The 25,067-nt window shown below is 56.4% G+C and carries 24 protein-coding genes and 1 tRNA gene; 12 read left to right on the forward strand and 13 right to left on the reverse strand.

Features of this window, described 5'->3' with window-relative positions; all coding sequences use genetic code 11:
- Positions 1-22: 22 nt before the first annotated feature.
- From MRBBS_RS00100 to MRBBS_RS00110, 3 genes are all read right to left on the reverse strand, one after another.
- Positions 23-394, reverse strand: coding sequence for a VOC family protein (locus tag MRBBS_RS00100; RefSeq protein ID WP_014869339.1), 372 nt, complete (start codon positions 392-394; stop codon positions 23-25).
- 294 nt (positions 395-688) lie between these two features.
- Positions 689-1,072, reverse strand: coding sequence for a cytochrome b/b6 domain-containing protein (locus MRBBS_RS00105; RefSeq protein WP_014869341.1), 384 nt, complete (start codon positions 1,070-1,072; stop codon positions 689-691).
- 267 nt (positions 1,073-1,339) lie between these two features.
- The gene (locus MRBBS_RS00110) at positions 1,340-1,669 is read right to left on the reverse strand and encodes a hypothetical protein (protein WP_014869343.1); all 330 of its coding nucleotides are present in this window, start codon (positions 1,667-1,669) and stop codon (positions 1,340-1,342) included.
- A gap of 246 nt (positions 1,670-1,915) precedes the next feature.
- Between MRBBS_RS00110 and MRBBS_RS00115 the strand changes: the two genes are divergently transcribed.
- From MRBBS_RS00115 to MRBBS_RS00125, 3 genes are read left to right on the forward strand one after another with little or no spacing between them, the layout of a single operon-like run.
- Positions 1,916-2,914, forward strand: coding sequence for an HlyD family secretion protein (locus MRBBS_RS00115; protein WP_041634992.1), 999 nt, complete (start codon positions 1,916-1,918; stop codon positions 2,912-2,914).
- 8 nt (positions 2,915-2,922) lie between these two features.
- Positions 2,923-5,724, forward strand: coding sequence for a ribosome-associated ATPase/putative transporter RbbA (gene rbbA / locus MRBBS_RS00120; protein ID WP_014869345.1), 2,802 nt, complete (start codon positions 2,923-2,925; stop codon positions 5,722-5,724).
- 2 nt (positions 5,725-5,726) lie between these two features.
- Complete coding sequence (locus MRBBS_RS00125; RefSeq protein ID WP_041635402.1) at positions 5,727-6,845, forward strand: ABC transporter permease; 1,119 nt, start codon at positions 5,727-5,729, stop codon at positions 6,843-6,845.
- A 66-nt stretch (positions 6,846-6,911) separates the two neighbouring features.
- On the opposite strand, the gene MRBBS_RS00130 is transcribed toward MRBBS_RS00125, so the two are convergent.
- Entirely contained in the window at positions 6,912-7,304 is a 393-nt protein-coding gene (locus MRBBS_RS00130) for a RidA family protein (protein ID WP_041635403.1), read from the reverse strand.
- A 372-nt stretch (positions 7,305-7,676) separates the two neighbouring features.
- Between MRBBS_RS00130 and MRBBS_RS00135 the strand changes: the two genes are divergently transcribed.
- Both MRBBS_RS00135 and MRBBS_RS00140 read left to right on the forward strand, forming a co-directional pair.
- Positions 7,677-8,231, forward strand: coding sequence for a gamma-glutamylcyclotransferase (locus MRBBS_RS00135; protein ID WP_014869348.1), 555 nt, complete (start codon positions 7,677-7,679; stop codon positions 8,229-8,231).
- Positions 8,232-8,307: 76 nt separating this feature from the next.
- The gene (locus MRBBS_RS00140; RefSeq protein ID WP_014869349.1) at positions 8,308-9,048 is read left to right on the forward strand and encodes a competence/damage-inducible protein A; all 741 of its coding nucleotides are present in this window, start codon (positions 8,308-8,310) and stop codon (positions 9,046-9,048) included.
- Positions 9,049-9,171: 123 nt separating this feature from the next.
- On the opposite strand, the gene MRBBS_RS00145 is transcribed toward MRBBS_RS00140, so the two are convergent.
- From MRBBS_RS00145 to def, 8 genes are all read right to left on the reverse strand, one after another.
- A tRNA-Pro gene (locus MRBBS_RS00145) sits at positions 9,172-9,248 on the reverse strand.
- A 35-nt stretch (positions 9,249-9,283) separates the two neighbouring features.
- Positions 9,284-9,844 carry a D-glycero-beta-D-manno-heptose 1,7-bisphosphate 7-phosphatase gene (gene gmhB / locus MRBBS_RS00150; RefSeq protein WP_014869350.1) on the reverse strand — a complete coding sequence of 187 codons (561 nt, stop codon included), beginning with the start codon at positions 9,842-9,844 and terminating at the stop codon, positions 9,284-9,286.
- A gap of 23 nt (positions 9,845-9,867) precedes the next feature.
- Positions 9,868-11,946 carry a glycine--tRNA ligase subunit beta gene (gene glyS / locus MRBBS_RS00155; protein WP_041635404.1) on the reverse strand — a complete coding sequence of 693 codons (2,079 nt, stop codon included), beginning with the start codon at positions 11,944-11,946 and terminating at the stop codon, positions 9,868-9,870.
- A gap of 2 nt (positions 11,947-11,948) precedes the next feature.
- A complete protein-coding gene (gene glyQ, locus MRBBS_RS00160) occupies positions 11,949-13,016 on the reverse strand; it encodes a glycine--tRNA ligase subunit alpha (protein ID WP_014869352.1) in 1,068 nt (355 codons plus the stop codon).
- 114 nt (positions 13,017-13,130) lie between these two features.
- Positions 13,131-14,522 (reverse strand): Trk system potassium transporter TrkA, encoded by a 1,392-nt coding sequence (trkA, locus tag MRBBS_RS00165; RefSeq protein ID WP_014869353.1) that lies wholly within the window; start codon positions 14,520-14,522, stop codon positions 13,131-13,133.
- Positions 14,519-15,817 (reverse strand): 16S rRNA (cytosine(967)-C(5))-methyltransferase RsmB, encoded by a 1,299-nt coding sequence (gene rsmB / locus MRBBS_RS00170; RefSeq protein WP_014869354.1) that lies wholly within the window; start codon positions 15,815-15,817, stop codon positions 14,519-14,521. Before rsmB ends, trkA begins: the two co-directional genes overlap by 4 nt.
- Before the next feature lies 1 nt (position 15,818).
- Positions 15,819-16,769 (reverse strand): methionyl-tRNA formyltransferase, encoded by a 951-nt coding sequence (gene fmt / locus MRBBS_RS00175; RefSeq protein WP_014869355.1) that lies wholly within the window; start codon positions 16,767-16,769, stop codon positions 15,819-15,821.
- Between the two features lie 176 nt (positions 16,770-16,945).
- A complete protein-coding gene (gene def, locus MRBBS_RS00180) occupies positions 16,946-17,449 on the reverse strand; it encodes a peptide deformylase (protein ID WP_014869357.1) in 504 nt (167 codons plus the stop codon).
- A gap of 422 nt (positions 17,450-17,871) precedes the next feature.
- Between def and MRBBS_RS00185 the strand changes: the two genes are divergently transcribed.
- From MRBBS_RS00185 to MRBBS_RS00215, 7 genes are all read left to right on the forward strand, one after another.
- Positions 17,872-18,891: a LysM peptidoglycan-binding domain-containing protein gene (locus MRBBS_RS00185; RefSeq protein WP_014869359.1), complete on the forward strand. Its 1,020-nt coding sequence runs from the start codon at positions 17,872-17,874 to the stop codon at positions 18,889-18,891.
- 67 nt (positions 18,892-18,958) lie between these two features.
- Positions 18,959-20,161 (forward strand): DNA-processing protein DprA, encoded by a 1,203-nt coding sequence (gene dprA, locus MRBBS_RS00190; protein WP_014869360.1) that lies wholly within the window; start codon positions 18,959-18,961, stop codon positions 20,159-20,161.
- A 41-nt stretch (positions 20,162-20,202) separates the two neighbouring features.
- Entirely contained in the window at positions 20,203-20,775 is a 573-nt protein-coding gene (locus MRBBS_RS00195; protein ID WP_014869361.1) for an L-threonylcarbamoyladenylate synthase, read from the forward strand.
- Positions 20,776-20,783: 8 nt separating this feature from the next.
- A complete protein-coding gene (hemF, locus tag MRBBS_RS00200) occupies positions 20,784-21,704 on the forward strand; it encodes an oxygen-dependent coproporphyrinogen oxidase (protein WP_014869362.1) in 921 nt (306 codons plus the stop codon).
- A gap of 10 nt (positions 21,705-21,714) precedes the next feature.
- On the forward strand, positions 21,715-22,548 hold the full coding sequence (gene aroE, locus MRBBS_RS00205; protein WP_014869363.1) for a shikimate dehydrogenase: 834 nt from the start codon (positions 21,715-21,717) through the stop codon (positions 22,546-22,548).
- A gap of 48 nt (positions 22,549-22,596) precedes the next feature.
- Positions 22,597-23,370: a MotA/TolQ/ExbB proton channel family protein gene (locus MRBBS_RS00210; RefSeq protein WP_014869364.1), complete on the forward strand. Its 774-nt coding sequence runs from the start codon at positions 22,597-22,599 to the stop codon at positions 23,368-23,370.
- Between the two features lie 3 nt (positions 23,371-23,373).
- The gene (locus tag MRBBS_RS00215; RefSeq protein WP_014869365.1) at positions 23,374-24,234 is read left to right on the forward strand and encodes a flagellar motor protein MotB; all 861 of its coding nucleotides are present in this window, start codon (positions 23,374-23,376) and stop codon (positions 24,232-24,234) included.
- 231 nt (positions 24,235-24,465) lie between these two features.
- On the opposite strand, the gene MRBBS_RS00220 is transcribed toward MRBBS_RS00215, so the two are convergent.
- Positions 24,466-25,020, reverse strand: coding sequence for a gamma carbonic anhydrase family protein (locus MRBBS_RS00220; RefSeq protein ID WP_014869366.1), 555 nt, complete (start codon positions 25,018-25,020; stop codon positions 24,466-24,468).
- Positions 25,021-25,067: the final 47 nt, after the last annotated feature.

Raw genomic sequence — 25,067 nt, forward strand, 5'->3', positions numbered from 1 at the left:
CTCAGTTTATGGCAGGGCTGAATCAGCCGAAGTGGTAAAAAGCCACCTTATTGCCGTCTGGGTCGCGTGCGTAGGCACCGTAGAACTGGTCGGGAATACGCTGACCGGGTTCGCCGCCACAAGTTGCACCCAATTCGATGGCTTTCTGATAATAGGTATCAACCGCTTCTTTTGAGCCTGGCTGAAACGCAAGCATATTCCCGTTACCGGGGTGGTTCGGTGAGCCGTCATGCGGGGTACAAACCGCCATCATGGGGGATTTCATGTCTTTACCAATAAAGGCAATGCGGCCCAAATCCAGCAGGACTTTTGCGCCCATGTCGCCCAGAAGATCCGTGTAGTATTTTTTGGCTTTTTCCATATCGCTGACACCAATCGTGACGTATCCGATCATGCGCTATTCTCCTATTCTGGCTTAGCCAGGTGTGTTTTTGGTTGTGATCTGAACAAGCAGTACGAACGAGCGGTCTTTTTTGATCTGTCAGACCGAGCGGCGCGCCGGCCTGGTCGTCCATTCGTGGACTTTTAGCATAGCATGCCAGTACAGACCCGGCAGCTGCTTGGCTTTCAGAAACCAGGCTGCTGTCATGGGCTGTTCCACTCACGTCTCCCAGGCCAAAGAGTTTGCTGTTTCGTTTGTGCAGACTGACAGCAACGGCAATGCCCGTGGTCCCGCCCCCAACAATGACTATGGCGTGCTGTTTGCCCTGCAGGATTTTTTACCGGGCTGATCAACCGTGTCGTAACCGGTAACTATCGGTTTTATATGGCTGAATAGAGTGTGATCCAGAGTTGTCATGTACACATGGCCGATGATGAACACCATCATGGCGAACGCGGTGATTGTGTGTACGTTGGCCACGGCCTGAAGCGATAGAACATTCGATAGCGCTTCGGGCCATTGGCTGTAAAACAGGTATAGCAGCCCAGACACCCAGATAACCGGTGAGATCATCAATTTGAAAAACAGATAGGCCAGCCGTTTCAGCGGGTTGTGCTTGGCTTTTCTGGTTTTGCGATAGGGGTGGCTGGAACCGGTAAAGGTACCAAATTGGGTATGTACTGGCGCCATTCACAGGTGGTTATGTGCCAGAAAATGGCGAACAGCCAAAGTACAATTAAGACCCAGGCGGCGGTGACCTCCGGCGCTGAATTAAACGGGGCCTTCAGCGCCTCGAATTTGGTGTGGTCGGCGGTAGCTGGCGCACGATCTGCGGACGCCAGCGTTTGAGTCTTCAGCCCCAGCAGAAGCCCGAATAGGAGGGTTGCCATTATTCGATATCTGGACAAACCTCGCATCGTCGACTTCCTTGCGGTTCTGACCGCTCATGACTCGTTGTTACTGACCGGAACGATAAATTTTTCCCGGATTGATCTTCATAGACCAAGGCAGACCGTCGTTTTGCCAGCCGTTAAAAATGCGCATACCGACTTTTTCGCCCTCTTTGGCGCTGCTTCCCTGAAAGCCGTGATCAATGTATTTCACATTGGTAAAGCCGATAAACATGATTTCGATGGGGTCGCGCACATCCACAAACAGCATTTGATCAGGCTGGGTTTGTACCAGATCAAAGGTTTGCTGGGGGGTAATGGCCAGAGCTTCATCATTTGCGAAGGCATGAACGCTGAGCCCGAAAATCATAAAAAATGCGATTAATAGTTGCTTCATTTCACGCTTACTCCGGTAATGAAACGAGTGTGTATCCACCTTTCACTAATAGCCCAGATCGCACTGATTTTCCTTTTAAGAATAACCTTATAACCATAATTTTGACCGAGATCAATCGCAACTGAAGCGTTTAATCCAGCATGTCCTGCGCTTTTGACGCGTGTCATTCGCGTCATTAAAAGCCCCGCTATACTGACGCCAGCATCACTATATTTGAACCAATTCAATTTTTACCGGGGACGATCTATGTCTGGCTCAAGCTCTAGAGTCCGCTCGAGACTGATAATAACTCTCGCCGTTATTGCTGTGCTCGCGCTTGTTGCCTGGTATTTTGTGCCAAAGGAAAACACCCTTGCTGAGCACATTGCGTCGGGAAATGGCCGCATAGAAGCCACTCAGGTTGATATTGCCACCCGCATTCCCGGCCGCCTGCTGACCTTCTTTGTGGCCGAAGGCGATTTGATTGATGCCGGTAGCCCGGTGGCAGAGATGGATACAGCGGAACTCCAGGCAACCTTGGCGGCCGGACAGGCCAATTTAAGCCAGGCGGTTCAAGCCGAGCGCCTGGCCGATGCCATTGTGGCCCAGCGGGAAAGTGAACGGCGCCTGGCCCGGGCCGAGTTGGGGCGTTTTGAATCTCTGGTTGCCAAGGGCCATGTGTCTCGCGAACAGCTGGACCGCGCCCGCACCGCCGCAGAAACCGCAGACGCCGCATTGCAGGCGTCAAAGGTTCAGGTGTTGTCAGCTCAAGCCGGCATCAACGCAGCTAAAGCTAACATCCACAAAATTGAAACCACCATTGATGACAGCCACCTGAATAGCCCCGTAGGCGGCCGTGTGCTTTACCGGCTAGCCGAGCCGGGTGAAGTGCTGCCGGCTGGCGGCAAAGTGGCCACGGTGCTGGACGTAACCGACGTTTACCTCACCATTTTTCTGCCCACTGCCCAGGCGGGTAAAGTGCGGGTGGGTTCCGAAGCCCGCATTGTTCTGGACGCCCTGCCCGACTTTGTGGTGCCGGCGGAGGTGAGTTTTGTGGCTGCAGAAGCCCAGTTCACGCCCAAGGCGGTGGAAACCCGCACAGAGCGCGAGAAATTGATGTTCCGCGTGCGCATTCGCATCGACCCCGAATTGCTAGAGGCCTATCGCGATCGGGTGAAAACCGGCGTGCCGGGCGTCGCCTATGTGCGTCTCGATGAAAGTCTGTCTTGGCCAGAACAGCTGCAAGTCATCCTTCCTAATGGATAACTTGGCCAATGGATAACCTGTTTAGCGACCGTTCTTCAGTTGCCAAAAACGTCGCCCAGATAGACGCCAACTTGGGCGAAAAAGCGGTTGTGGCCCGGCTGACATCGGTCAGCCACCAATACGGTGCCCGTTACGCCTTGCGGAATATGAGCCTGGACTTGCCTGCCGGCTGTATGGTCGGGCTGATTGGCCCAGACGGTGTTGGCAAGTCTACGCTACTGGGTTTGGTGGCGGGCGCTCGCCAGTTGCAGCAAGGCCAGCTTGAGGTGCTGGGCGGCGATATGGCCGATTCACACTTTCGCAGCCAGGTAGCCCCGTGCATTGCTTACATGCCCCAAGGGCTGGGCGGCAACCTCTACCACACCCTGACGGTCGACGAGAACATCGACTTTTTTGCCGACCTGTTTGGCCTGCGCGGCAAGGCCCGTGGTGAGCAGATCGACCGCTTGCTAGACGCCACTGGCCTGCTTGATTTCCGCAGCCGGCCCGCCGGCAAACTGTCTGGCGGCATGAAGCAGAAGCTGGGCCTGTGCTGCGCTTTGATCCACAACCCGGACCTGTTGATTCTGGACGAACCCACCACCGGCGTAGACCCGTTATCCCGCAAGCGGTTTTGGGATTTGATTGACACCATTCGCAGCCAGCAAGTGGGTATGAGCGTGTTGGTGGCCACCGCCTATATGGAAGAAGCCGAGCGCTACGACTGGCTGGTGGCCATGGATGATGGCGCCATACTAGCCACCGGTTCGCCCCAGGAATTAAAGCAACAAACCAAAACAGACAATCTGGACGACGCCTTTATCGCGCTGCTGCCAAAAGAGCGCCAGGAAACTGGTGGCGATGCTGCGACTACGGCTTCGGCGAGCGCGGCAACCGATAACGCCGACGTGCCTGCCATTGAAGCCCATAATCTCACCCTGCGCTTTGGCGACTTCACCGCGGTAAAAGACGTTAGCTTCACCATCCCGAAAGGCGAAATATTTGGTTTTTTAGGCTCTAACGGCTGTGGCAAAACCACCACCATGAAAATGCTCACCGGGCTGCTAACGCCGTCCGAAGGCGAGGTGTTGCTGTTTGGCGCCACTCTGGATTCCAGAGACCTGAAAACCCGCCAGCGTGTGGGCTACATGTCGCAGTCGTTCTCGCTGTACAACGAGCTGACCGTGCGCCAGAACCTGGAGCTGCACGCCAAGCTATTTCACCTGCCAGCCGAACGCATTCAGCCCAGAATGGATGAATTGACCCAAGAATTTAGTTTAGAAGACGCGATGGACCGGTTTGCTGGTGACTTGCCCCTGGGCGTGCGCCAGCGGCTGTCGCTGGCAGTAGCCGTGGTGCATTCGCCGGAACTGCTAATCTTAGACGAGCCCACCTCCGGGGTGGACCCCGGCGCCCGCAATCGCTTTTGGCAATTGCTGCTGCGCTTGTCCCGTGAAGACGGTGTGACTATTTTTATTTCCACCCACTTTATGAACGAGGGTGAGCGCTGCGACCGAATTTCACTGATGCATGCTGGCGAAGTGCTGGCCTGTGACACCCCGGCCGCCTTGGTAGAGCAAGCCGGGGTAGAAAATTTGGAAGCCGCGTTCATGCAAACTCTTGAAGCGGTGGACAAGGAACCCGTAACCAGCAACAGCGGAAACGTACTGGGCGAAGACGCCAGCGACCGGCCGCGCTATCGCCGTTTCAGCTTCCAGCGCCTGATGGCCTATGGCCGCCGCGAAACCCGTGAACTGCTGCGCGACCCTATCCGTATGTCGTTTGCGTTCATTGGTTCGGCCTTGCTGATGCTGATTTTGGGCTACGGCATCACCCTAGACGTGGAAGACCTGACCTTCGCGGTGCTGGACCAAGACCAGACTCCGCAAAGCCGCGATTACATCACCGCCGTATCTGGTTCCCGCTACTTTTTAGAGCAACCACCGGTGGCCACCATGGCCGAACTGGAACAGCGGATGAAATCCGGCGAATTGAGCCTGGTTCTGGCGATACCGCCGGGCTTTGGCAAAAACCTGAAACGCGGCAGGCCTACCGAAATCGCCGTGTGGGTAGACGGCGCCATGCCTTTTCGCGGTGAGACCATACTGGGGTATATTCAAGGCCTTCATTTCAGCTATCTGAAAGATCTGGCCCAGCGCACTTACGGCAGTGTGCCGGCTTTGAGTCTGGTGACCGTTGAAGCCCGCTACCGCTATAACCAGGACTTCCGCAGCCTGGACGCCATGGTGCCGGCAGTGATTCCTATACTGCTGATTTTCATCCCGGCTATTCTGATGGCGCTGGGCATAGTGCGGGAAAAAGAACTGGGTTCTATTACCAACCTGTATGTAACCCCGGTGAATCGGCTCGAATTTCTGCTCGGCAAACAACTGCCCTATATCGGCTTTAGCATGGTCAGCTACGCCAGCCTGGTGCTGCTGGCGATCTTTCTTTTTGACGTGCCCATCAAAGGCGGCGTGCTTACCCTGACCTTTGGCGCGCTGCTGTTCGTGACTGCCACCACGGGCCTGGGCCAAGTCATTTCGGCGTTTGCGTCTACCCAGATTGCCGCGCTTGCGGCCACTGCGATCATCACCATACTGCCCACGGTGCAGTTCTCTGGCATGACGGAACCGGTGTCTTCTCTAGACGGCGCCGCTGCAGTCATTGGCCAGTTCTGGCCTGCCACCTGGTTCCTGCAGATCAGCCGCGGCGTGTTTACTAAGGGCCTGACCATAGGTGATATGCAACACGCTTTCCTGGTGCTGGCGGCGTTTATACCGGTGCTTACCCTGATCTCAGTGCTGTTACTTCGTAAACAGGGGCGCTGATGATGGAAACTCTCGGCAATATCTGGAATCTGGGTGTAAAAGAGCTGCGCAGTATCTGGCACGACAAAGTGCTGCTGGCGTTTGTATTAATGGCGTTTACCTTGATGGTTTACACCGCGGGCTCTGCCGGTTCGATGGAACTGCATAACGCGCCGGTTGCGGTGGTAGATGAAGACCAGAGTGCATTGGCTGGCCACATGATCGATTCCCTGCAACCGCCCTGGTTTATGCCACCGGACCAGATTCAGTATGGCCAGATTGACGAGGTTCTGGACAAAGGTAGCCACACGTTTGTTCTGGTGATTCCCGACGGTTTCGAGCGCGACATCCGCCAGGGCCGGGTGACCAGCGTACAGTTGAATATCGACGCTACCCGCATGACCCAGGCGTTCATCGGTTCGCGCTACATCGAACAGTTGCTGACCACCGAAGTGGCGGAATTTATGCGAACCGGCAGCGCCGGTGGTGCCCTGCCCATCAATCTGGTAACCAGGGTGAGCTTTAACCCCAATCTGGATGGCACCTGGTTTGGCGGCGTGATGGAGCTGACCAACATGATCACCATGATCAGCATTATACTGACCGGCGCCGCGCTGATTCGCGAACGTGAACACGGTACCGTAGAACACCTAATGGTGATGCCGATAAAACCGTTCGAAATCATGGCTGCAAAAGTGTGGGCTAACGGCCTGGTTGTGATGCTGGCGGCCACTCTCTCGGTAACCCTGGTGATTCAGCAGATACTGGATGTGCCGGTGCAGGGTTCAATATTGCTGTTTATGTTCGGCACCCTGATTCATCTGTTTTCCACCACCGCCATCGGCATTTTGATTGGCACCGTCGCGCGCACCATGCCCCAGTTCGGCCTGCTGCTGATACTCACCATACTGCCTCTGCAAATGCTTTCTGGCGGCATAACTCCGCGGGAAAGCATGCCCGAACTGGTGCAGAACATCATGTTGGTGGCGCCCACCACCCACTTCGTCAGCCTGGCGCAAGCCATTCTCTACCGCGGTGCAGGTCTGGACGTGGTGTGGCCGCAAATGCTGGCGCTGGTGGCCATAGGTGTGGTGTTTTTCAGTGTGGCGCTGGCGCTGTTTCGGCGGCACTTGGCAGTTTAAAAGAGTCGGCGACGAAAGAAAGGCTGGACTGCCTTCTGCTTGGGTCAGGCCGTGAATCGAAATGTGTTATCGACGGGCGATCACATCTATCTCAACAAGTGCGTCCACCGCGAGTGCCGTAACACCGATACAGGTCCGGGAAGGTAATTTATCTTTTGGAAAATACGATGTGTAAACATCGTTCATCGGATAAAAATCGCGTTTAAATTCGGTCAGAAAAATCCGGACAGAAGCTACGTCCCCAAGGCCCAGACTCATGCCCTCAAGCACCAGTATGAGGTTATCCATGACGCGGCGTGTTTGCGCCTCGATACCTGCAGGAAGCGCAGCATCCGCATTATTAGGGTCTGTTGGCATCTGCCCGGTCAAAAATACCCATCCGTCTACTTCGGTGGCGTGAGAAAACGGTCCGACGGGCGTTGGCGCCGCTTCAATCATATGAAATACTGGTGCAGTCATCTTATTTTCAGCTCGCGATAGTAGGTCTTTGTTCCCAGCCAGAAACGGGAAAGAGTTCACCCGAAAATACGCTTTGACTCTTTGAATGTCGGCTGGTTTGGCAGAATTAAAACCTGCGCCATTTTTGGCCTTGATGCATTAGTGTTGCATTTTGGTTCGTTCAAGGTGGTTTCGTTTCCGCTTTAGCTTACTACACATATGTTTTTAATGGATATGTTACAGAAGATTTATGCGTTGATTGAGTTCAGTTTGTTGCAGTGGGCGTCATGGGTACCCAACATGTACCGGAATCATCATCTGTCCCCGGCTCAGTACTCCGTGTTACCCCTGAGGGACGGCACCGGCTGCACCAGAATAAAGGATATAATACCCATGTCTTTTGATACCACTGAACATAATCGTCAGCGCAACTGCTTTGATGGGGTAGAGTCGGTTTGGTTGTTTGGTTATGGCTCGCTCATCTACAAAGTTGATTTTCCCTTTCTGGATCAGCGCCCGGCGACTATTGAAGGTTGGGCTCGTCGATTCTGGCAGGGGTCCCATGATCACCGTGGCACACCTGATGCGCCTGGCCGCGTGGTCACCCTGATCGAAGCGCCTAATGTTTGCTGCAAAGGTATGGCTTACCGGGTCTCGCCTGACGTTTTTGCGCACCTGGATGTGCGGGAGAAGAATGGCTATCTGCGATTTGTCACTCCGATGATTTTTGCTGATGGCACTCGCGAGGATGGCCTCGTGTATATCGCCACTGAAGATAACGCCGCTTTCCTCGGTCCTGCTGACGATGCGGACATCGCCAGGCAGATCGCTGCGTCTGAAGGCCCCAGCGGTCGTAATCTCGACTATCTTCTAAGCCTAGCCACCGCATTGCGAGCACTGGGTGATGATGATCCACATGTGTTCGCGCTTGAGGGCTATCTGCGCTGAATCGCTCCCGTTTCCCAACAGCCATAGATTTTAAGGTGAATTCAGCGGTGTCAGTCATCGCCCCACAGGAGTCATGATGAATAGCACACCCATACCCCGTTTCGGTCTCATCCTGATTGGTGACGAGCTGTTGAACGGTCGCAAGCAGGACGCCCATCTGGCCGCCATGATTCCGCGGTTTGAGGCGCGCGGATTGGAGTTGTCGTGGGTGCGCACGATTGCGGATGAGGATGAGTTGATTACCCAGACGCTGACGCAAACCTTTGCCAGCCCGGACGTGGTGTTCAGCTTCGGCGGTATTGGTGCGACTCCGGACGATCTGACCCGCCAGTGCGCGGCCGCGGCCCTGGGGCTAGACCTTGCCCTGCATCGCGAAGCCGAGGCGGAAATACGGTCACGGCTGGGTTCACGACTGAATCCGCTGCACCTGCGTATGGGGGAGTTTCCGGTTGGTAGCCGAATCATTCCTAATCCGATCAATGGCATTCCCGGTTTCGCCATTCATCGCCATCATTTTGTGCCCGGTTTTCCCAAAATGGCTTGGCCGATGGTGGAGTGGGTGCTGGATCATGATTACGTCGACTACCAAGCGGCCAATCGCACCGTTAGCCAGACCCTGGTGCTGACCGGTACGTCGGAGGGGTCGTTGATTCCATTGATGGAGTTGCTGCTGGCGGAGCATCCGGATTTGCGCCTGGCCTGTTTGCCCAATGCGGACGGTCGACGCGAGGTGGAGTTGAGCCTGAAAGGCGATCCTGCACACGTGGTTGCCGGGATGAGCCGTCTGCGAGTGTTATTGCAGGAGCTGGCGGGCTGATACCGGTGCCGGAGGGGCGCTAGCTATTCCCCATTTGGGCGCTCTCAGGCCAGCGAACGTGGTGCTAGACAGCCAGAAACGAAAAAGGGCCCTCCCGAAGATGTGCCCTAAGTCGTTGAATTCTGGTCGGCGTGGCAGGATTCGAACCTGCGACCCCTTCGTCCCGAACGAAGTGCGCTACCAAGCTGCGCCACACGCCGATTCACGGCAAGTATTATACGGATACATGCTTACTTTACCAGTCTCTGCCGGATAAAAACGCGTCGGTAAAGCTGCGCAGGTTGTTATAGACGAGCACTTGGGCAGATTCCGCCAGTGGCCGGGTTTGCAACTCCTGTTCGGTGTCCAGGCCGTTGCCGGTGCGCACCAAAATCGGCTGGCAGCCTTTTTTGGCGGCAGCTTCTAGGTCTTTTCGGCTATCGCCGACCATCACGCTACCTGCCAGTGTTTTCAAATTGAAATGTCGTTGGATTTGCTGCAGCAGGCCAGGTTCCGGCTTGCGACACGCACAGTGTTCGTCCGGGTGGTGGGGGCAGTAGGCAATGAAGTCGATGTGGCCACCGGCAATCCTTAACAGGCGGCCGAGTTTGCGGTGCATGGCGTCTAACGTATCGCGGTCGTAGTAGCCGCGGGCAATACCGGACTGGTTGGTGGCTATGGCAATCTGATGCCCCGCGCTGCAAAGGCGGGCAATGGCTTTGATGCTGCCGGGAATGGGGTGCCAGTCGTCCGGCGAGCAGATATACCCGCCTGCGTACTGGTTGATCACCCCGTCCCGATCCAGAATGATGAGCACAGCGCTATTTCACCCCTATCCTGTTAGCTGGCGCTGGGTAGCAGGGAAATATCCGCTACCCGCAGGAACAGATTACGCAGTCGGTTCAGCAGGGCCAAACGATTATTGCGCACGGCTTCGTCGTCTGCCATCACCATCACTTCATCGAAGAAGCGGTCCACCGGTTGGTGCAGATCGGCTAGCGAATGCAGAGCGGCTGTATAGTCACCCTTTTCGAACAGCGGCAGCACGGTGTCGGTCTGATGGTTAACCTGTTCGGCCAGGGCGAGTTCGGCGGGGCCTTGCAGCAGGCTGGCATTGACTGTGTCGTGTACTGTGTTTTCGCTCTGCTTGGCCAGAATGTTGGACACTCGTTTGTTGGCGGCGGCCAACGCTCCGGCCTCAGGGCGTTGGCGGAAGGCTTCTACTGCTTTTACCCGGCGGTCGAAATCCAGAGGGCGAGTGGGCCGGCGAGAATGAACGGCGAGATACACTTCAGCGCTAATGCCCTGCTCGTCATAATAGGCGCGTAAGCGTTCCAGCATGTAATCCACCACGCTGGTGGCGGGGTTTTCGGCTGGCAGGTCAGTGAACTGTTGCGCCGCCCAGCCGCAGCAGGTTTGCAGATCCAGCGGAAGTTGACGCTCGATAATAATGCGCAGCACACCCAGGGCGGCACGGCGCAGAGCGAACGGGTCACGGGTGCCAGATGGTGGTTGGTTGATGCCAAACAGGCCGACTAGAGAGTCCAGCCGGTCGGCAATGGCCACTGCGCAGCCGGTCAAGGTGGTGGGCAGGTTGTCTTTGGCGAAGCGCGGCATGTACTGCTCGTTCAGAGCGCTAGCGACGTCGGCGTGTTCGCCGTCGTGGGTGGCGTAGTACTGGCCCATGATGCCTTGCAGATCGGTAAATTCCAGCACCATTTCGGTGACCAGATCGGTTTTCGCCAGCATGGCGGCGCGCTCGGCCAATGCCGGGTCGCTGCCAATGGCTTGAGCAATCTTGCCGGCCAAAGTGGCGACGCGCACAGATTTGTCGTAAACGCTGCCCAGTTTATCCTGAAATACGATGGGCTTGAGCCGGTCAATGCGCTGGTCCAGGCGCTTTTTGCGGTCGGTTTCGTAAAAGAATGCCGCGTCGGACAGGCGCGGGCGAATCACTTTTTCGTTACCGGCAATGACCTGTGACGGGTCTTTGCTTTCCAGGTTGGCGACGGTGATGAAAAATGGCTGCATCTGGCCGTTGTCATCCACCAGATGGAAGTACTTCTGGTGTTCTTTCATGGACGAAATAAGTGCTTCAGCAGGCACTTGCAGGAAACGCTCTTCAAAACGCCCCATCAGCGGCACCGGCCATTCGTTCAGGGCGGTCACTTCGTCCAGTAGGGCTTCGTCAATCACCGCAACGCAGTTCTGTTGCAGTGCCAGGGCGTTCACGCCCTGGCGAATCTGTTCCCGACGCTGGGCAAAATCAGCCAGCACGTAGCCTTCCTGACGAAGCACCACTTCGTAGTCGGCCGGGGTAGGAATGATCAGTGATTTCGGGCAGTGGAAGCGGTGGCCACGGGTTTTGTTGCCGGGCTTCAGGCCCATGATCGGGTGATCAATCACGGTGCTGCCATACAACATGACCAGCCAGTGTACCGGGCGCACAAATTCTGTGCGGTGAGCACCCCAGCGCATGCGCTTGGGAATCGGCAGTGCGGCCAGTGACTGCTCGATCAACTCTGGCATCAGCTCGGCGGTGGTCCTGCCCTGCTCTACGGTGCGGAACACCAGCCAGGCGCCTTTGTCGGTTTCCAGGGTGTCGAGTTCGTCGGGGGTAACGCCCAGCGACGTGGCAAAACCGGTCAGTGCTCGGGTTGGGTTACCGGCGTCGTCAAACGCGGCTTTTACGGCTGGGCCGCGCTTTTCCACCGGCTTGTCGGGTTGGGCGTGGGCCAAGTCGCGAATGCGCAGGGCCAGGCGCCGTGGTGCGGCGAAAGGTTCTACCGCACCAAATTCAACGCCGGCGGCTTGCAGGCCACTAACAATGCCTTGAGTAAACGCATCAGACAGCGGTTTCAGGGCTTTTGGCGGCAATTCTTCGGTGCCCAGTTCAACGAGAAAATCCTGTGTTGCCATCATCATGCCTTCCCTTTTTCCTGCTGTGCCTGCTTCGCGTTTTTTGCTTTCTTACCTTTGCCGTTGGCCTTGTTGTCTACTTTGCTTTCTATCTTGTTTGTGGCTTTCGCTTCGGCGGCTTCGGCCGCGGCCAATACTTCCGCGCGAATGCTGTCGATGGCCAGCGGGAAGCCAATCTTGCGGCGGCTGTCGAAGTACGACTGGGCCACGGCCCGCGCCAAGGTGCGTACCCGCAGAATGTAACGCTGACGCTCGGTTACGGAAATAGCGTGGCGGGCGTCCAACATATTAAAGGTGTGGGAGGCTTTTAGTACTTGCTCGTAAGCAGGCAGCGGCAGGCCGGCTTCAATGAGCTTGGCGCTTTCGCGCTCGTACACGTCAAAGCTGTAGAACAGGAATTCGGTGTCGGCGTATTCGAAGTTGTAGGTGGACATTTCCACCTCTTGCTGGAGGAACACGTCGCCGTAGGTCACAACGCCGTTGGGGCCTTCGGTCCACACCAGGTCGTACACGCTGTCTACGCCTTGCAGGTACATGGCAATACGTTCAAGGCCGTAGGTCAGCTCACCGGTGACCGGGTAGCATTCAAGACCGCCAACCTGTTGAAAGTAGGTAAATTGGGTGACTTCCATACCGTTGAGCCAGATTTCCCAGCCCAGACCCCAGGCGCCCAAGGTGGGCGATTCCCAGTTATCTTCCACAAAGCGGATGTCGTGAACCAGTGGGTCCAGCCCCAATGCTTTCAGAGAATCCAGGTAGAGTTCCTGAAGGTTGTCTGGTGACGGTTTCAACACCACTTGAAACTGATAATAGTGCTGCAGGCGGTTGGGGTTTTCGCCGTAGCGGCCATCGGTAGGTCGGCGGCTAGGTTGCACATAGGCGGCGTTCCAGCTTTCCGGGCCTATGGCTCGCAAGAAAGTGGCGGGGTGAAAGGTGCCAGCGCCCACTTCCATATCCAGGGGCTGCAGAATAACGCAGCCGTGCTTTGCCCAGAATGTCTGTAGCTCCAGGATCAGCCCTTGAAACGTCTTGATGTGTGGCTTAGGGGTGTTCGTTGCCTTGTCTGTCACGACGATTGCCTGCTGTTCAGTCTGTGTGTGGTACCCCGGCGCCTTGTTTTGCTGATGGGCACGCTAAAAACGGGGAAATTATACGCTGGTCACGCCAGCATTTCTAAAGGCAGATCAGAAAAAGGTCAGCCCTACCTGGAACAGTTTTTCCACTTCGTTAATTCGCGATTTGTCTACCAAGAACAGGATAACGTGATCGTCTGGCTGCACCCGCAGGTGGTCGTGTGCAATCAGCACCTCGTTGTGGCGCACAATCGCTCCGATAGTCGTGCCCTGGGGCAGGTTGATTTCGTCCAGTCGCCGGCCAACCACTTTTGATGAACGGTGGTCGCCGTGGGCAATGGCTTCAATGGCTTCGGCAGCACCGCGGCGCAGCGAATGCACGTTCACCACATCGCCGCGGCGAACGTGGGTGAGCAGGCTGCCGATGGTGGTTTGCTGGGGTGATATGGCAACGTCTATTTCGCCGCCCTGAATCAGATCCACATAATCCGGGTTATTGATCAGGGTGAGTACCTTGCGAGCACCTAGGCGTTTGGCCAGCAAGGAAGCCATGATGTTGGCTTCGTCGTCATTGGTCACGGCGCAGAACACGTCGGTGTTCTCGATGTTTTCTTCCAGCAGTATGTCTTTGTCGGCAGCGTTGCCTTCCAGCACCACGGTTTTGCGCAGGTTTTCCGACAGCATGATGCAGCGCTCGTGGTTGCGCTCCAACAGTTTTACTTGATAACGGCCTTCCAGGGTTTGCGCCAGGCGCTGGCCGATGTTGCCGCCACCGCAGATGAAAATACGCTTGTAGGGTTTTTCCAGCGGTTGCAACTCGCTCATCACCGAGCGGATGTGGTTGGCGTCGGCAATGAAGAACACTTCGTCGCCGTCTTCAATCACCGTATCGCCCCTGGGCATGATGGCGCGGTCTTTGCGAAAGATAGCGGCTACCCGGGTTTCAATGCGCGGCATGTGGGTGCGCAGGTAACCCAGTTCCTGGCCCACCAGCGGCCCACCTTTGATGGCGCGAATAGCGACCAGCCGGGTACGGCCTTTGGAGAACTCTAGCACCTGCAGTGCGCCAGGATTTTCAATAAGCCGAGTAATGTGGCGGGTAACCAGCTGTTCCGGGCTGATCAATACGTCAATCGGGAAACCGTTGAGGTTTTCATGGTCTTTGCCAGAAAACAGTTCCTGATAGGCAAGATAAGAGGCGGCCCGTACCCGACAGATTTTTGTCGGTGTCTTGAACATGATGCTGGCAATCTGGCAGGCCACCATGTTGGTTTCATCGCTGTTGGTGACCGCAATCAACATGTCGGCGTCTTCGGCGTTGGCTTGTTTTAGAACCGACGGATACGAAGCCTTTCCCTGCACTGTGCGTATGTCGAGCCGGTCCTGCAGTTCCCGCAGGCGCGCGCCGTTGCTGTCGATTACGGTAATGTCGTTGGCTTCGTTGGCGAGGTTCTCTGCCAGCGAACCACCAACTTGTCCGGCTCCGAGAATCAGAATGTTCATAGCTCAGGTTTCTCCAGAACGGCGTAGAAAAAGCCATCGTGCCCGTCGTTCAGCGGCAGTAGTTGGCGCCCGGCGGGCATGGTGCGGCCCCACAGAGCCTCAGTTGTCATCAGTTCAGCGTCGGTCTGCTGTTTGCAGAAGCGCTGCACAATGCGATGGTTTTCCTGTGGAAATACCGAGCAGGTGGCGTATACAAGGCGTCCGCCCGGTTGCAGTATGCGCCACATGGCAGCCAACAGATCCAGCTGGATTTGCGCCAACGGTACTACGTCGGATTCACGCCGCAGCAATTTTATGTCTGGGTGGCGGCGAATCACGCCGCTGGCGCTGCAGGGTACGTCCAGCAATATGCGGTCAAACGGCTGGCCGTCCCACCATTGATCAATAGCGGCGGCGTCGGCTTGCAGCAGGCTGGCGTGCAGATCCAGTCGGTCGAGGTTTTCCTGCACCCGCGGCAAGCGCTGGGGGGACTCGTCAATAGCGACGACTTCCGCTGCCTGGGGGCAACTTTCCAGTATGGCGCAGGTTTTGCCGCCGGGGGCAGCGCAGGCGTCCAGAATGCGCTGCCCCGGGGCCAGGTCCAGCACGGTAGTGCACAGTTGGGCGGCTTCGTCTTGTACGCTGACGGCGCCTTCGGCGAACCACGGCAGTGCGTCCACCGGTACCGGTCGTGCCAATTGAATGCCGTGTGGCGCAAAGCGCGTGGCGCTGGCGTCAATGCCGGCATCTAGCAGCAGTTGCAGATATTCGTCGCGGCTGAAACGCAGCGCATTTACCCGCAGTGTCATTGGCGCCTGGGTGTTGTTGGCATCAACAATGGCCTGCCAGTCATCGGGCCAGTTGTGGCGCAGTTTTTCGATCATCCAGCCGGGGTGGCTGTAGCGGCTTGTGTCGTTGGCCGCCGCCGGGGCACCTTCCCGTTCGGCGCTGCGCAGTACGCCGTTCACCAGGCCGGTCAGGTGGGGTTTGTCCATGGCGCGGCAGGCTTCTACGGTTTCGTTCAGCACTGCATACGTTGCTTGCTGGCTGAAGCGCAGTTGGAACAGCGCTACCAGCATCAGGTGATGCACCACCCTGTCGTGGCTTTTCAAGGGTTTTTTCATGCGCCCCTGAAGCTCATCATCAAGCCGGTGAAACCAGCGGCAGGTGCCATAACACAGAGCCTGCAGCTGTGGTCGCAGATTCAGCGGCAGGCGCAGCAGCGAAGGTGGCAAGCACTGCGACAGCGACTGGCCCTGTTCTACCGACAGCAAAACCTCGGCAGCAATGGCGCGTAATGGGGCGTGCGGTTGCATGTTATTGCAGCTCCTGGCCGGGTAGCAGAATCTGTTTGCCACCGTTTATCAGGTCGTTCACGCTTTGTGCCCGTGCGCCGGGCAGCTGCATCTGGCTGACTCGCAAAACACCTTCGCCGCAGGCGATATCGATGCCCTCACGCTGGCGTGCTAAAACGGTACCGGGGCTGGCTTTTTGGCCATTCTGCTCCTGATTATGTTTCTGGACCTGAGCCAGGTGTAAGCGAATACGCTGGTCGCCCAGGTCGGTAAAGGTGCCAGGCCAAGGATTAAATGCGCGAATGAGCCGTTCGATGCTCTGGGCATCGCCGTGCCAGTCAATCTGGCCTTCCTGCTTCGCCAGCTTGTGGGCGTAACAGGCCTGTTCATTTTGCTGTGCTTGCGGTTTTAGCGTGTTCTGCTCCAGCAATTGCAGCGCGCTTACAATGGCCTCGCCGCCCAGTTCGGCCAGACGATCGTGCAGGCTGCCGCCGGTGTCTTCAGGGTGAATGGGTGTAGGCACTTTCAGCAGCATGGCGCCGGTGTCCAGGCCTTCATCCATCTGCATAATGGTGATGCCACTTTCAGGGTCGCCTGCAGCGATAGCACGCTGAATGGGCGCCGCGCCGCGCCAGCGGGGTAACAGGGAGGCGTGAATGTTCAGGCAGCCATGGACCGGAATGGACAGTACCGAGGCTGGCAGAATCAAGCCATAAGCGGCAACAATCATCACGTCTGGTTGTAAGTCGGCCAACTGCTGGCGGGCGTCTTCCATTTTGAAGTTGTCGGGCTGAAAAACCGCGATGCCGGCATCCAGCGCCGCCTGTTTTACCGGCCCCGGGAGCAGTTTGCGGCCACGGCCCGCTGGCCGGTCTGGCTGGCTATACACGCCCACCACGTTGTATTTGGCGGCAAGTAGGGCTTTCAAGGCAATGGCGGCAAAATCAGGGGTTCCGGCAAAAACAATACGCACAGTGTTTGGCTCTCTGTTGGACTTTTCGTCGAATTCTCAGTCGGATTCGCTGATCCATTCAATACAAAAAACCGGGCGCAAAGGCCCGGTCATCAGTTTTATGGCTGTTATGGCACCCAGACCACCTTAATAAATGCTGGCTTAGGCACTCGTTTTAAGCGCTTTCCAAACACTCTTTAAGCACTCTTCTTTTGCAACTTTTCCAACTTTTTGCGGATACGTGTACGCTTTAGCGAACTCAAGTAATCCACAAACAGTTTGCCGTTCAGGTGATCCATCTCGTGCTGGATGCACACCGCCAACAGCCCGCGGGCTTCAATTTCAAAAGCTTCGCCATTGCGATCAAGAGCTTTGATGAGGCAATGCTCGATGCGCTCAACATCTTCATAAAATCCCGGTACCGACAGGCAGCCTTCCTGCATGGCTTCCAGGTCGCCATCGAGCACCTCAATCTTAGGGTTGATGAATACCCTGGGTTCGCTGTTGTCATCTGACAGATCCATCACGACGATCTGCTGGTGCACGTTAACCTGGCTCGCCGCGAGGCCAATACCCACCGCATCGTACATGGTCTCGAACATGTCGTCGATCAGGGTGCGGATCTCGTCAGTTACGGTGATAACCGGCTTGGCGAGAGTTCGCAGACGTGGGTCGGGGTATTCAAGAATGTCTAGAATCATAGTACGTTACTTTTTTAAATGCGTGCTTTGGACAGTGAATGCCAACGTTCGTTCGCGTACAAAGGATGTCTGAAATGCGACCTTGTACTGCGCTTTTCAACCCCGGGGTGTTTATGATGCGGGACATACTTACCCGACCGGGGCATTTTCGTGTTGGCTCTATGTCCACATTATCTAACAATTTGGCGATTGAGTACAAACTGATCAGTCAATTGAGAAAAACTATGGGAGACACCTGTACGGGTGGGCAAACGTTAAAAGTCCCCGGTGGTGAGTAGATAACACTACAATTAACCGTGCATCCTCTATAGTAACGGGAATAACAACAGATTAAGCTAAAAATAGCAGGCGAAAGCCAACTGGACTTCGGGCGCCAGCCGACCGAATTTAAGCATCAAAGCACGGGATCAAGGACTTAAACCATGAGGAAACTGCTGTACGCTCTGGCAGCTACAACGCTGTTGTTTACCGCTTGGGCCCAAGCAGCACCGGAGCTGCGGTCGGATCATCCCGAACGTTATACCGTTGTTAAAGGCGATACCCTGTGGGATATCTCCGCCCGCTTTTTGAACAACCCCTGGTACTGGCCGGAAATTTGGCAGGTAAACCCCCAGGTGGCAAACCCTCATTTAATTTACCCCGGTGACCGCTTGGCGTTGGTGTACATTGATGGTCAGCCAAAAATCATGAAAATGGCCAACGGTGACGGTGTGATCAAGCTGTCGCCGCAAGTGCGCTCCGAAGCCATTGATACGCCGATCCCGGCCATACCGCTGGACGCCATCGCCAGCTTTTTAACCGATACCCGCATTGTTACCCCGGAACAGATAGCGGCTGCGCCCTACGTGCTGGAAGGTGAAGACGGCCGAATTGTTACCGGCGCTGGCGATCGCGTTTACGCTCGCGGCCAGAAGCCGGCGAACACGGTTGGCGTTTTCCGCCGTGGTAATGAATTTGTCGATCCGAAAACCGGTGAATTTCTGGGCCTGGAAGCCCGTAGTATTGGCACAGCCAAGGTTACTGCCACCAACGGCGATGTGTTGACGCTACTGCTGAGCCAGTCCAACGAAGAAATTCGCATTGGTGACCGCTTGCTGGTGAATGCCAGTCGACCCCTTTCTACCAGCTTTGTGCCCACCGCGCCGACGAAATCCGTAAGCGGGCAGATGATAGCGGTAGATGGCGGCGTTAATCAGATTGGCCAGTACGATGTTGTTGCTATCAATCTGGGCCTGCGCGAAGGCATAGAACCGGGCAACGTAATGGCCGTGCTGCAAAGCGGCAATCTGGTGCGCGACCCGGTCACTGGCGAAACCATTGAGCTGCCGTCTGAACGCGCCGGTCTGCTGATGGTGTTCCAGGCTTACGAAAAAATGAGCTACGGCCTTATGCTGCAAGCCAGCCGGCCGCTGGCGGTGGGTGATCAGGTAACCAACCCCTGATCACCCGATAAAAACCCGAGCCGGGCACGGAATGCCCGGCTTTTTTCTGTGCGCAAGGAAGATGCCCGTGCCCCAGGTACCCCTGTTTTCATTTGATACGCCGCCCGGCGCCGACCTCACTGACCCCGCCGTTGACCAGATATGTGATGACAGCCCGGAGCGGGCCCGGCAATGGCTGTTTTTGAGCCAGCTGCCGGGTTTTGGCCTAAGAGTGCGGCGCCGGTTAGCGGCGCACGTTCTGCAACTGCCCGACCTGCTGAACCTGGACAGCGCCAGCCATAAAGCCATGGGCCTGCCCGCAGATGTTTGTCGAGCCCTTGTTGCCTGGCGCCGTGATGACGCTGCACATCCGGCGTTGGTGGCTTTGCATGCTATAGAAAGCGACTGTGAGCGGCATGGTATTGGCATTGTGCACTGGCAGTCGTCGGCTTACCCGCTGCCGCTGCGCCACATTCATAACCCGCCTTTATTATTGTACATTCGTGGCGATACCAGCCTGCTCGGCCGTGACCAACTGGCGGTTATTGGCAGCCGCCACGCCACTCGTGCCGGGCTGGACCACGCCCGGGGCTTTGCTGCAGCGCTTGGCGAATGCAATCTGTTAGTCAGCAGCGGCCTGGCGTTGGGTATCGACGGTGCTGCCCACGCCGGTGCGCTGGACGCCGGCCATCCTACTTTGGCGGTGATTGGCAGTGGGCTTGATAAAATCTATCCGCGCCAACATCAGCGGCTGGGGGAGCGGGTGATTGCCAATGGTCTGCTGGTGTCCGAGTACCCGCCGGGCACCCAGGCTCGCCCCGCACACTTCCCCCAGCGTAATCGCATCATCAGCGGCTTGAGCCGGGGTGTTCTGGTGGTAGAGGCCGGTTTCAAGAGCGGCTCGCTGATTACCGCTCGGCTGGCTTCAGAGCAAGGCCGCGACGTTTTCGCCATACCGGGGTCGGTACACAGCCCGGTAGCCCGTGGTTGTCACCAACTGATTCGGCAGGGTGCTACGCTGGTAGAAAGCGTGGCCGACATCCTGCAGGAACTGGGGGGCTGGTGGAGTGAACCGGCAACACCGGGCGCAAGCTTGCAAATCGCTGCCACCGAGGGTCTGGACGCCCGTGAAATCGCCGTGCTTGAGGCTTTAGGGTATGATTCACAATCAACCGATGTACTGGGTTCGAGCACCGGGCTGAGCGCCGATCAACTGATGCAGTCCCTGCTTTTGCTAGAGCTTCAGGGCCTGGCCACAGCGGCGCCCGGCGGATATGTCCGCATTGCCTGAACCCGGTGCCAACAGTGATTTTACTCAGGCTCAACTCCCCTATGGCAACAGACCACCCGCTGACCGACTGGCAATTACACTGCGCTCGCCGCACTCTGCAACAAGGCGGCGTGCTCGCGTATCCAACGGAAGCCGTTTGGGGTCTCGGCTGTGACCCCTGGAACGAGGTTGCGGTGCAACGTATTCTGGATCTGAAACAGCGCCCCGTGCACAAAGGCATGATTCTGGTGGCGGCTTCGGTCGAACAGATTGCTTTTTTGCTGAACCCCCTGCCGCAAGACCTTCAGCAGCGAGCCCGACAGCATTGGCCTGGTCCGGTTACCTGCCTGCTGCCAGATGTGCACCAGCAGGTGCCCGAATGGGTACGGGGCGAGCACAGCTCGATTGCGGTAAGAGTGAGTGCGCATCCGGTGGTCAAAGCCCTGTGCAACGTTGTAGGCAGTCCGCTGGTTTCCACCTCGTGCAACCCCGCGGGCCGCGCCCCAGCTCGTTCGCCCTGGCAAGTTCAGGGCTATTTTCATGGCCAGTTGGACTGGGTGGTGCCCGGTGCGTTGGGCGGAAATCGCCAACCCAGCCGCATAATTGATATCGTTACCGGCCAGCAGCTACGTTAGGAGAAAATATGCCACAGCAACCAGACCCGCAGGCGGTCAAACACTATTTGTTACAGCTGCAAGACACCATTTGCCAGCGCCTTGCCGTGACCGACGGTGGCGGAGAATTTATTCACGACGCCTGGGATCGCATGGAAGGTGGCGGCGGTATTAGCCGGGTGATCGGCAGTGGCAAGGTGTTTGAAAAAGGCGGTGTGAACTTTTCCCACGTGATGGGCAATACCATGCCGCCTTCAGCGACGGCCCACCGCCCTCATTTGGCAGGCGCACCCTGGCAAGCTATGGGTTTGTCGCTGGTGATGCACCCCCACAACCCCCATGTGCCGACCTCTCACGCCAACGTGCGATTTTTTATCGCTACGCCGGAAAATGCTGAACCGGTGTACTGGTTTGGCGGCGGCTATGATCTAACCCCTTATTACGGTGTTGACAAAGACTGCGAGCATTGGCACCGCACCGCTGCGAACGCCTGTGCGCCCTTTGGTGACGACGTGTACCCGCGGTACAAGCATTGGTGCGACGAGTACTTTTTTCTGAAACACCGCAACGAGCCCCGCGGTGTGGGCGGTCTGTTTTTTGACGATTACAATACCGGTGACTTTGCCCGCGATTTCGAATTTATGCGCGCCATCGGTGACAGTTACCTTGACGCTTACGAACCCATTGTCCAGGCTCGCAAAAATCAGCCCTACAGCGACGCTCAGCGTCAATTTCAGCTCTATCGCCGTGGTCGCTACGTGGAGTTCAATCTGGTGTACGACCGCGGCACCCTGTTCGGGCTTCAGTCCGGCGGCCGCACCGAATCCATTCTGATGTCGCTACCGCCTCTGGTACGCTGGGATTATAATCAAACGTCGGCACCTGGTAGTGAAGAAGCGCGCCTGCTGGAGCATTTTCTGACCGGCCGCGATTGGCTCACAGCTTCCTGAAGGGGCAACGATGAAAAATGATCTATATGCGGTGATTGGCCACCCCATTAGCCATAGTAAGTCACCGCAGATTCACAGTCTGTTTGCCCGCCAGACTGGCGAAGCGCTTGAGTACACGGCGATTCAGGCGCCCCTGGATGGTTTTGAAAACACCGTAACCGAGTTTTTTGCGCGCGGCGGCAAAGGCCTGAACGTGACTGTACCGTTTAAGGAAGCGGCCTGGCAGATGGCTGGCCGACACAGCGCCCGCGCGCTTAAGGCTGGCGCGGCCAACACTCTGTATCAGGACAACGGCGTGTTGGTGGCAGACAACACCGACGGCGCAGGTTTGGTAAAAGACTTGCTGCACAATCACCAAGTGGCATTAAAGGGCGCTCGTGTTTTGATATTGGGTGCTGGTGGCGCGGTACGCGGTGTTCTAGCGCCGCTGTTGCTTGAACAGCCGCACACTCTGGTGATTGCTAACCGCACGCCGGCTAAAGCGCAGAACTTGGCAGCGCTCTTTGCTGACGTTGCCGGTGTTACCTGGCTTGGCAGCCAGGCGTACGACAGCGTAACCGGCGATTTCGATGTTATTATCAACGGCACTAGCGCTAGCCTGCAGGGCGATTTACCGCCGTTGTCTGTAGAGCTGATCGGTGCTGGCACGGTTATTTACGACATGATGTATGCTGCCACAAATACCACGTTTAACCAGTGGGCTCTGGATAACGGGGCAAAGCGCGTGTATGACGGCTTGGGCATGCTGGTAGAACAAGCAGCTGAGGCATTTGAAGTATGGCGTGAGGTGCGGCCGCAAACTGCTCCGGTTATTGCTAGTTTACGAACCCTTACACCAAACTAAATCAGGCACAAATCAAGCGAAGAAAATGGTCAACATGAAGGTTAACGCATGGACATACTAACGCTGGTAGGACTGGTTGCCGGGGTGCTGGTGGTGATACTGGCCATGCTGGCTAACGCCACCTTGCTGACCTTTCTTAACCTGCCCGGGTTGGCCATTGTGCTGGGCGGAACCTTTGCGGTAACGCTGATCAAGTTCCGCCTGAGTTCGTTGATGAGCGCTATTCGCCTGGCGTCGCGCGCGGCCTTTATGGACCGCGTAGAGCGTCCTGACGAGCTGATTCGCGAGGTGGGCGCGTTGGCCATGGTGGTGCGTAAAGAGGGTATTTTGGGCCTTGAAAACCACACCACCGACAATGTGTTTCTGCAAAAAGCAATTAATCTGTGTGTTGATGGCCATTCGCCAGAACTTGTGGAAGAAGCCTTGCACCATGAAATCCAGCAATGCTCCGAACGTTACGAGGTAGCAGAAAGAGTGTTCCGTGGCATCGGCGAATCGGCTCCGGCCATAGGAATGCTTGGCACTCTGGTAGGCTTGGTGCAAATGCTCAATACCCTTGATGACCCCTCCTCTATTGGCCCGGCTATGGCGATCGCCCTGCTGACCACGCTTTACGGTGCTTTTATTGCCCAGCTGATCGCCTTGCCCTTGGCGGACAAACTGCAGCTAAAAGCCGAAGACGAAATGCGCAACCAACTTTTGATTGCCACTTCCATTCAAAAAATCCTGCAAGGTGAAAATCCGCGGGTAATGACCGAACTGCTGTCATCGTTCCTGAACCCCGAGCAGCGCGACAGTCTGAAACGCGAACAGGGGACCTAAGCCTTGGCCCGCCTGGCTCTTGCAACCCTGCCCAAGCGCAAAAAAGCAGGCGCCGCTGGTGCGCCAGCGTGGATTGTGACCTTTGCCGACCTGGCCACTTTGCTGCTGACGTTTTTCATACTGCTGTTGTCGTTCGCCGAAATGGATATTGAAAAATACAAAGCGATGGCCGGCTCGATGTCCGTTGCGTTCGGTTCAGGTAAGTTGATCGCGGATGGCGGTGGCAGCTTGCCGATCAAGATTTCTGACGGGAACAGCAGCTTGGATCCAGACACACAGTTGCAGGCTGAGCCTGAATTGATCGACGAGCGCTCGACCAGCGGTAGCGTTACTCTGGTGTCTGAAGGCGAGGCTCTGATGTCTGAAGGCGTGATTACTCTGGCTAGCAGTTTGATTCGGGAGCTGGAAACCGAAGTGGCTAGCGGCGCCCTGAGCGTCGACTACGACGAACACCAGGTGATCATCCGTTTCTCTGAAGATTCCACATTCTTGTCGGGCGACGCCACTATTAAGAAAGAAATGCTGCCTATTATCGAGCGGGTAGTGAACGTGCTGAAAAATTGCCGTGGCGATGTGGTGGTGGCCGGATATACAGACGACAGGCCCATCGCCAGCAGCCGTTACCGTTCCAATTGGGACCTTTCAGCGGCGCGGGCGGTGTCGGTGGTACACGAGTTGGTTCTGAACCGTGATGTGCCTGCCGATCGGGTGATTGCCGCCGGCCGTGCTGAAACCAACCCGCTGGTGCCCAACAACAGCCCGGAAAACCGTGCTGTGAACCGGCGAGTGGAAATTGCCATTCGCGGCCCGGTATGCGAGGACGACGTGCCTATCGAGCAGTTGCCGGCAGAAGTCATACCTTAAACAGGCGAGTTACCGCGAGATTAGCTCAAGGAAAGACCCGGGCACCAGGTTGACAGGCTGTTTTACCACGACATTGGAGCCGAGCAGCAAGGTCGTGAGAGACGGGTCTAAGACCAAAATTCACATCTGATTGAAGTGCTTTGAATGCCGTTGTAATAGCGTGAACAACACAAACTCGATCAGATTCATGTCTTATTGCACACAACAGGCGCGGACATATGGCCGCTTAGATCAATAATGGTAGTCGTTGGCTTTTTCGGCCAGATACTCGTCTTTGAGCTTTACATAGTTGCTGGCGGTGTACGGAAAAAAGCCGCGTTCCTTATCGGTCAGAGCCCTTGCCTGCTTACACGGCGAACCTACATAAAGATAGCCGGATTGCAAACGCTTGCCTGGGGGTACCAGGCAGCCCGCGCCGATAATCACTTCGTCTTCCACTACCGCACCGTCCATGATGATAGAGCCCATGCCCACCAGTACCCGGTGGCCCACAGTACAGCCATGCAGTAATGCCTTGTGACCGATGGTGACGTCGTCACCAATAATCAGCGGCCAACCGCCGGGGTTGAATGCACTGGCGTGAGTGATGTGCAGCACAGAGCCGTCTTGAACACTGCAGCGCGCGCCAATGCGGATTTTGTGCATGTCACCACGCACCACCGTCATCGGCCAAATCGAACAGTCTTCGCCGGTTGTCACATCGCCGATCACGACTGCGCTGGGGTCTATCCAGTTGCGCTCACCAAATTGTGGCGTGCTACCCTTGTGAGAACGTACATTCGCCATTACATAGTCCTATTCCAGGGAATATTCCGAAGTTGGAGGGTGATCAG

Origin of the sequence: Marinobacter sp. BSs20148, assembly GCF_000283275.1 — a bacterium.
In the GTDB taxonomy this organism is placed as follows: domain Bacteria; phylum Pseudomonadota; class Gammaproteobacteria; order Pseudomonadales; family Oleiphilaceae; genus Marinobacter; species Marinobacter psychrophilus.

Excerpts from the sequence above, each read along its gene's own strand:
- MRBBS_RS00210 (WP_014869364.1), top strand. The coding sequence starts at position 22,597 with ATGGACATACTAACGCTGGTAGGACTGGTTGCCGGGGTGCTGGTGGTG.
- MRBBS_RS00130 (WP_041635403.1), bottom strand. The coding sequence starts at position 7,304 with ATGACTGCACCAGTATTTCATATGATTGAAGCGGCGCCAACGCCCGTC.
- MRBBS_RS00195 (WP_014869361.1), top strand. The coding sequence starts at position 20,203 with ATGGCAACAGACCACCCGCTGACCGACTGGCAATTACACTGCGCTCGC.
- MRBBS_RS00125 (WP_041635402.1), top strand. The coding sequence starts at position 5,727 with ATGGAAACTCTCGGCAATATCTGGAATCTGGGTGTAAAAGAGCTGCGC.
- MRBBS_RS00110 (WP_014869343.1), bottom strand. The coding sequence starts at position 1,669 with ATGAAGCAACTATTAATCGCATTTTTTATGATTTTCGGGCTCAGCGTT.
- hemF (WP_014869362.1), top strand. The coding sequence starts at position 20,784 with ATGCCACAGCAACCAGACCCGCAGGCGGTCAAACACTATTTGTTACAG.
- glyS (WP_041635404.1), bottom strand. The coding sequence starts at position 11,946 with ATGGCAACACAGGATTTTCTCGTTGAACTGGGCACCGAAGAATTGCCG.
- MRBBS_RS00135 (WP_014869348.1), top strand. The coding sequence starts at position 7,677 with ATGTCTTTTGATACCACTGAACATAATCGTCAGCGCAACTGCTTTGAT.
- rbbA (WP_014869345.1), top strand. The coding sequence starts at position 2,923 with ATGGATAACCTGTTTAGCGACCGTTCTTCAGTTGCCAAAAACGTCGCC.
- rsmB (WP_014869354.1), bottom strand. The coding sequence starts at position 15,817 with ATGCAACCGCACGCCCCATTACGCGCCATTGCTGCCGAGGTTTTGCTG.
- aroE (WP_014869363.1), top strand. The coding sequence starts at position 21,715 with ATGAAAAATGATCTATATGCGGTGATTGGCCACCCCATTAGCCATAGT.
- MRBBS_RS00100 (WP_014869339.1), bottom strand. The coding sequence starts at position 394 with ATGATCGGATACGTCACGATTGGTGTCAGCGATATGGAAAAAGCCAAA.
- trkA (WP_014869353.1), bottom strand. The coding sequence starts at position 14,522 with ATGAACATTCTGATTCTCGGAGCCGGACAAGTTGGTGGTTCGCTGGCA.
- MRBBS_RS00115 (WP_041634992.1), top strand. The coding sequence starts at position 1,916 with ATGTCTGGCTCAAGCTCTAGAGTCCGCTCGAGACTGATAATAACTCTC.
- MRBBS_RS00185 (WP_014869359.1), top strand. The coding sequence starts at position 17,872 with ATGAGGAAACTGCTGTACGCTCTGGCAGCTACAACGCTGTTGTTTACC.
- MRBBS_RS00140 (WP_014869349.1), top strand. The coding sequence starts at position 8,308 with ATGAATAGCACACCCATACCCCGTTTCGGTCTCATCCTGATTGGTGAC.
- def (WP_014869357.1), bottom strand. The coding sequence starts at position 17,449 with ATGATTCTAGACATTCTTGAATACCCCGACCCACGTCTGCGAACTCTC.
- MRBBS_RS00220 (WP_014869366.1), bottom strand. The coding sequence starts at position 25,020 with ATGGCGAATGTACGTTCTCACAAGGGTAGCACGCCACAATTTGGTGAG.
- MRBBS_RS00105 (WP_014869341.1), bottom strand. The coding sequence starts at position 1,072 with ATGGCGCCAGTACATACCCAATTTGGTACCTTTACCGGTTCCAGCCAC.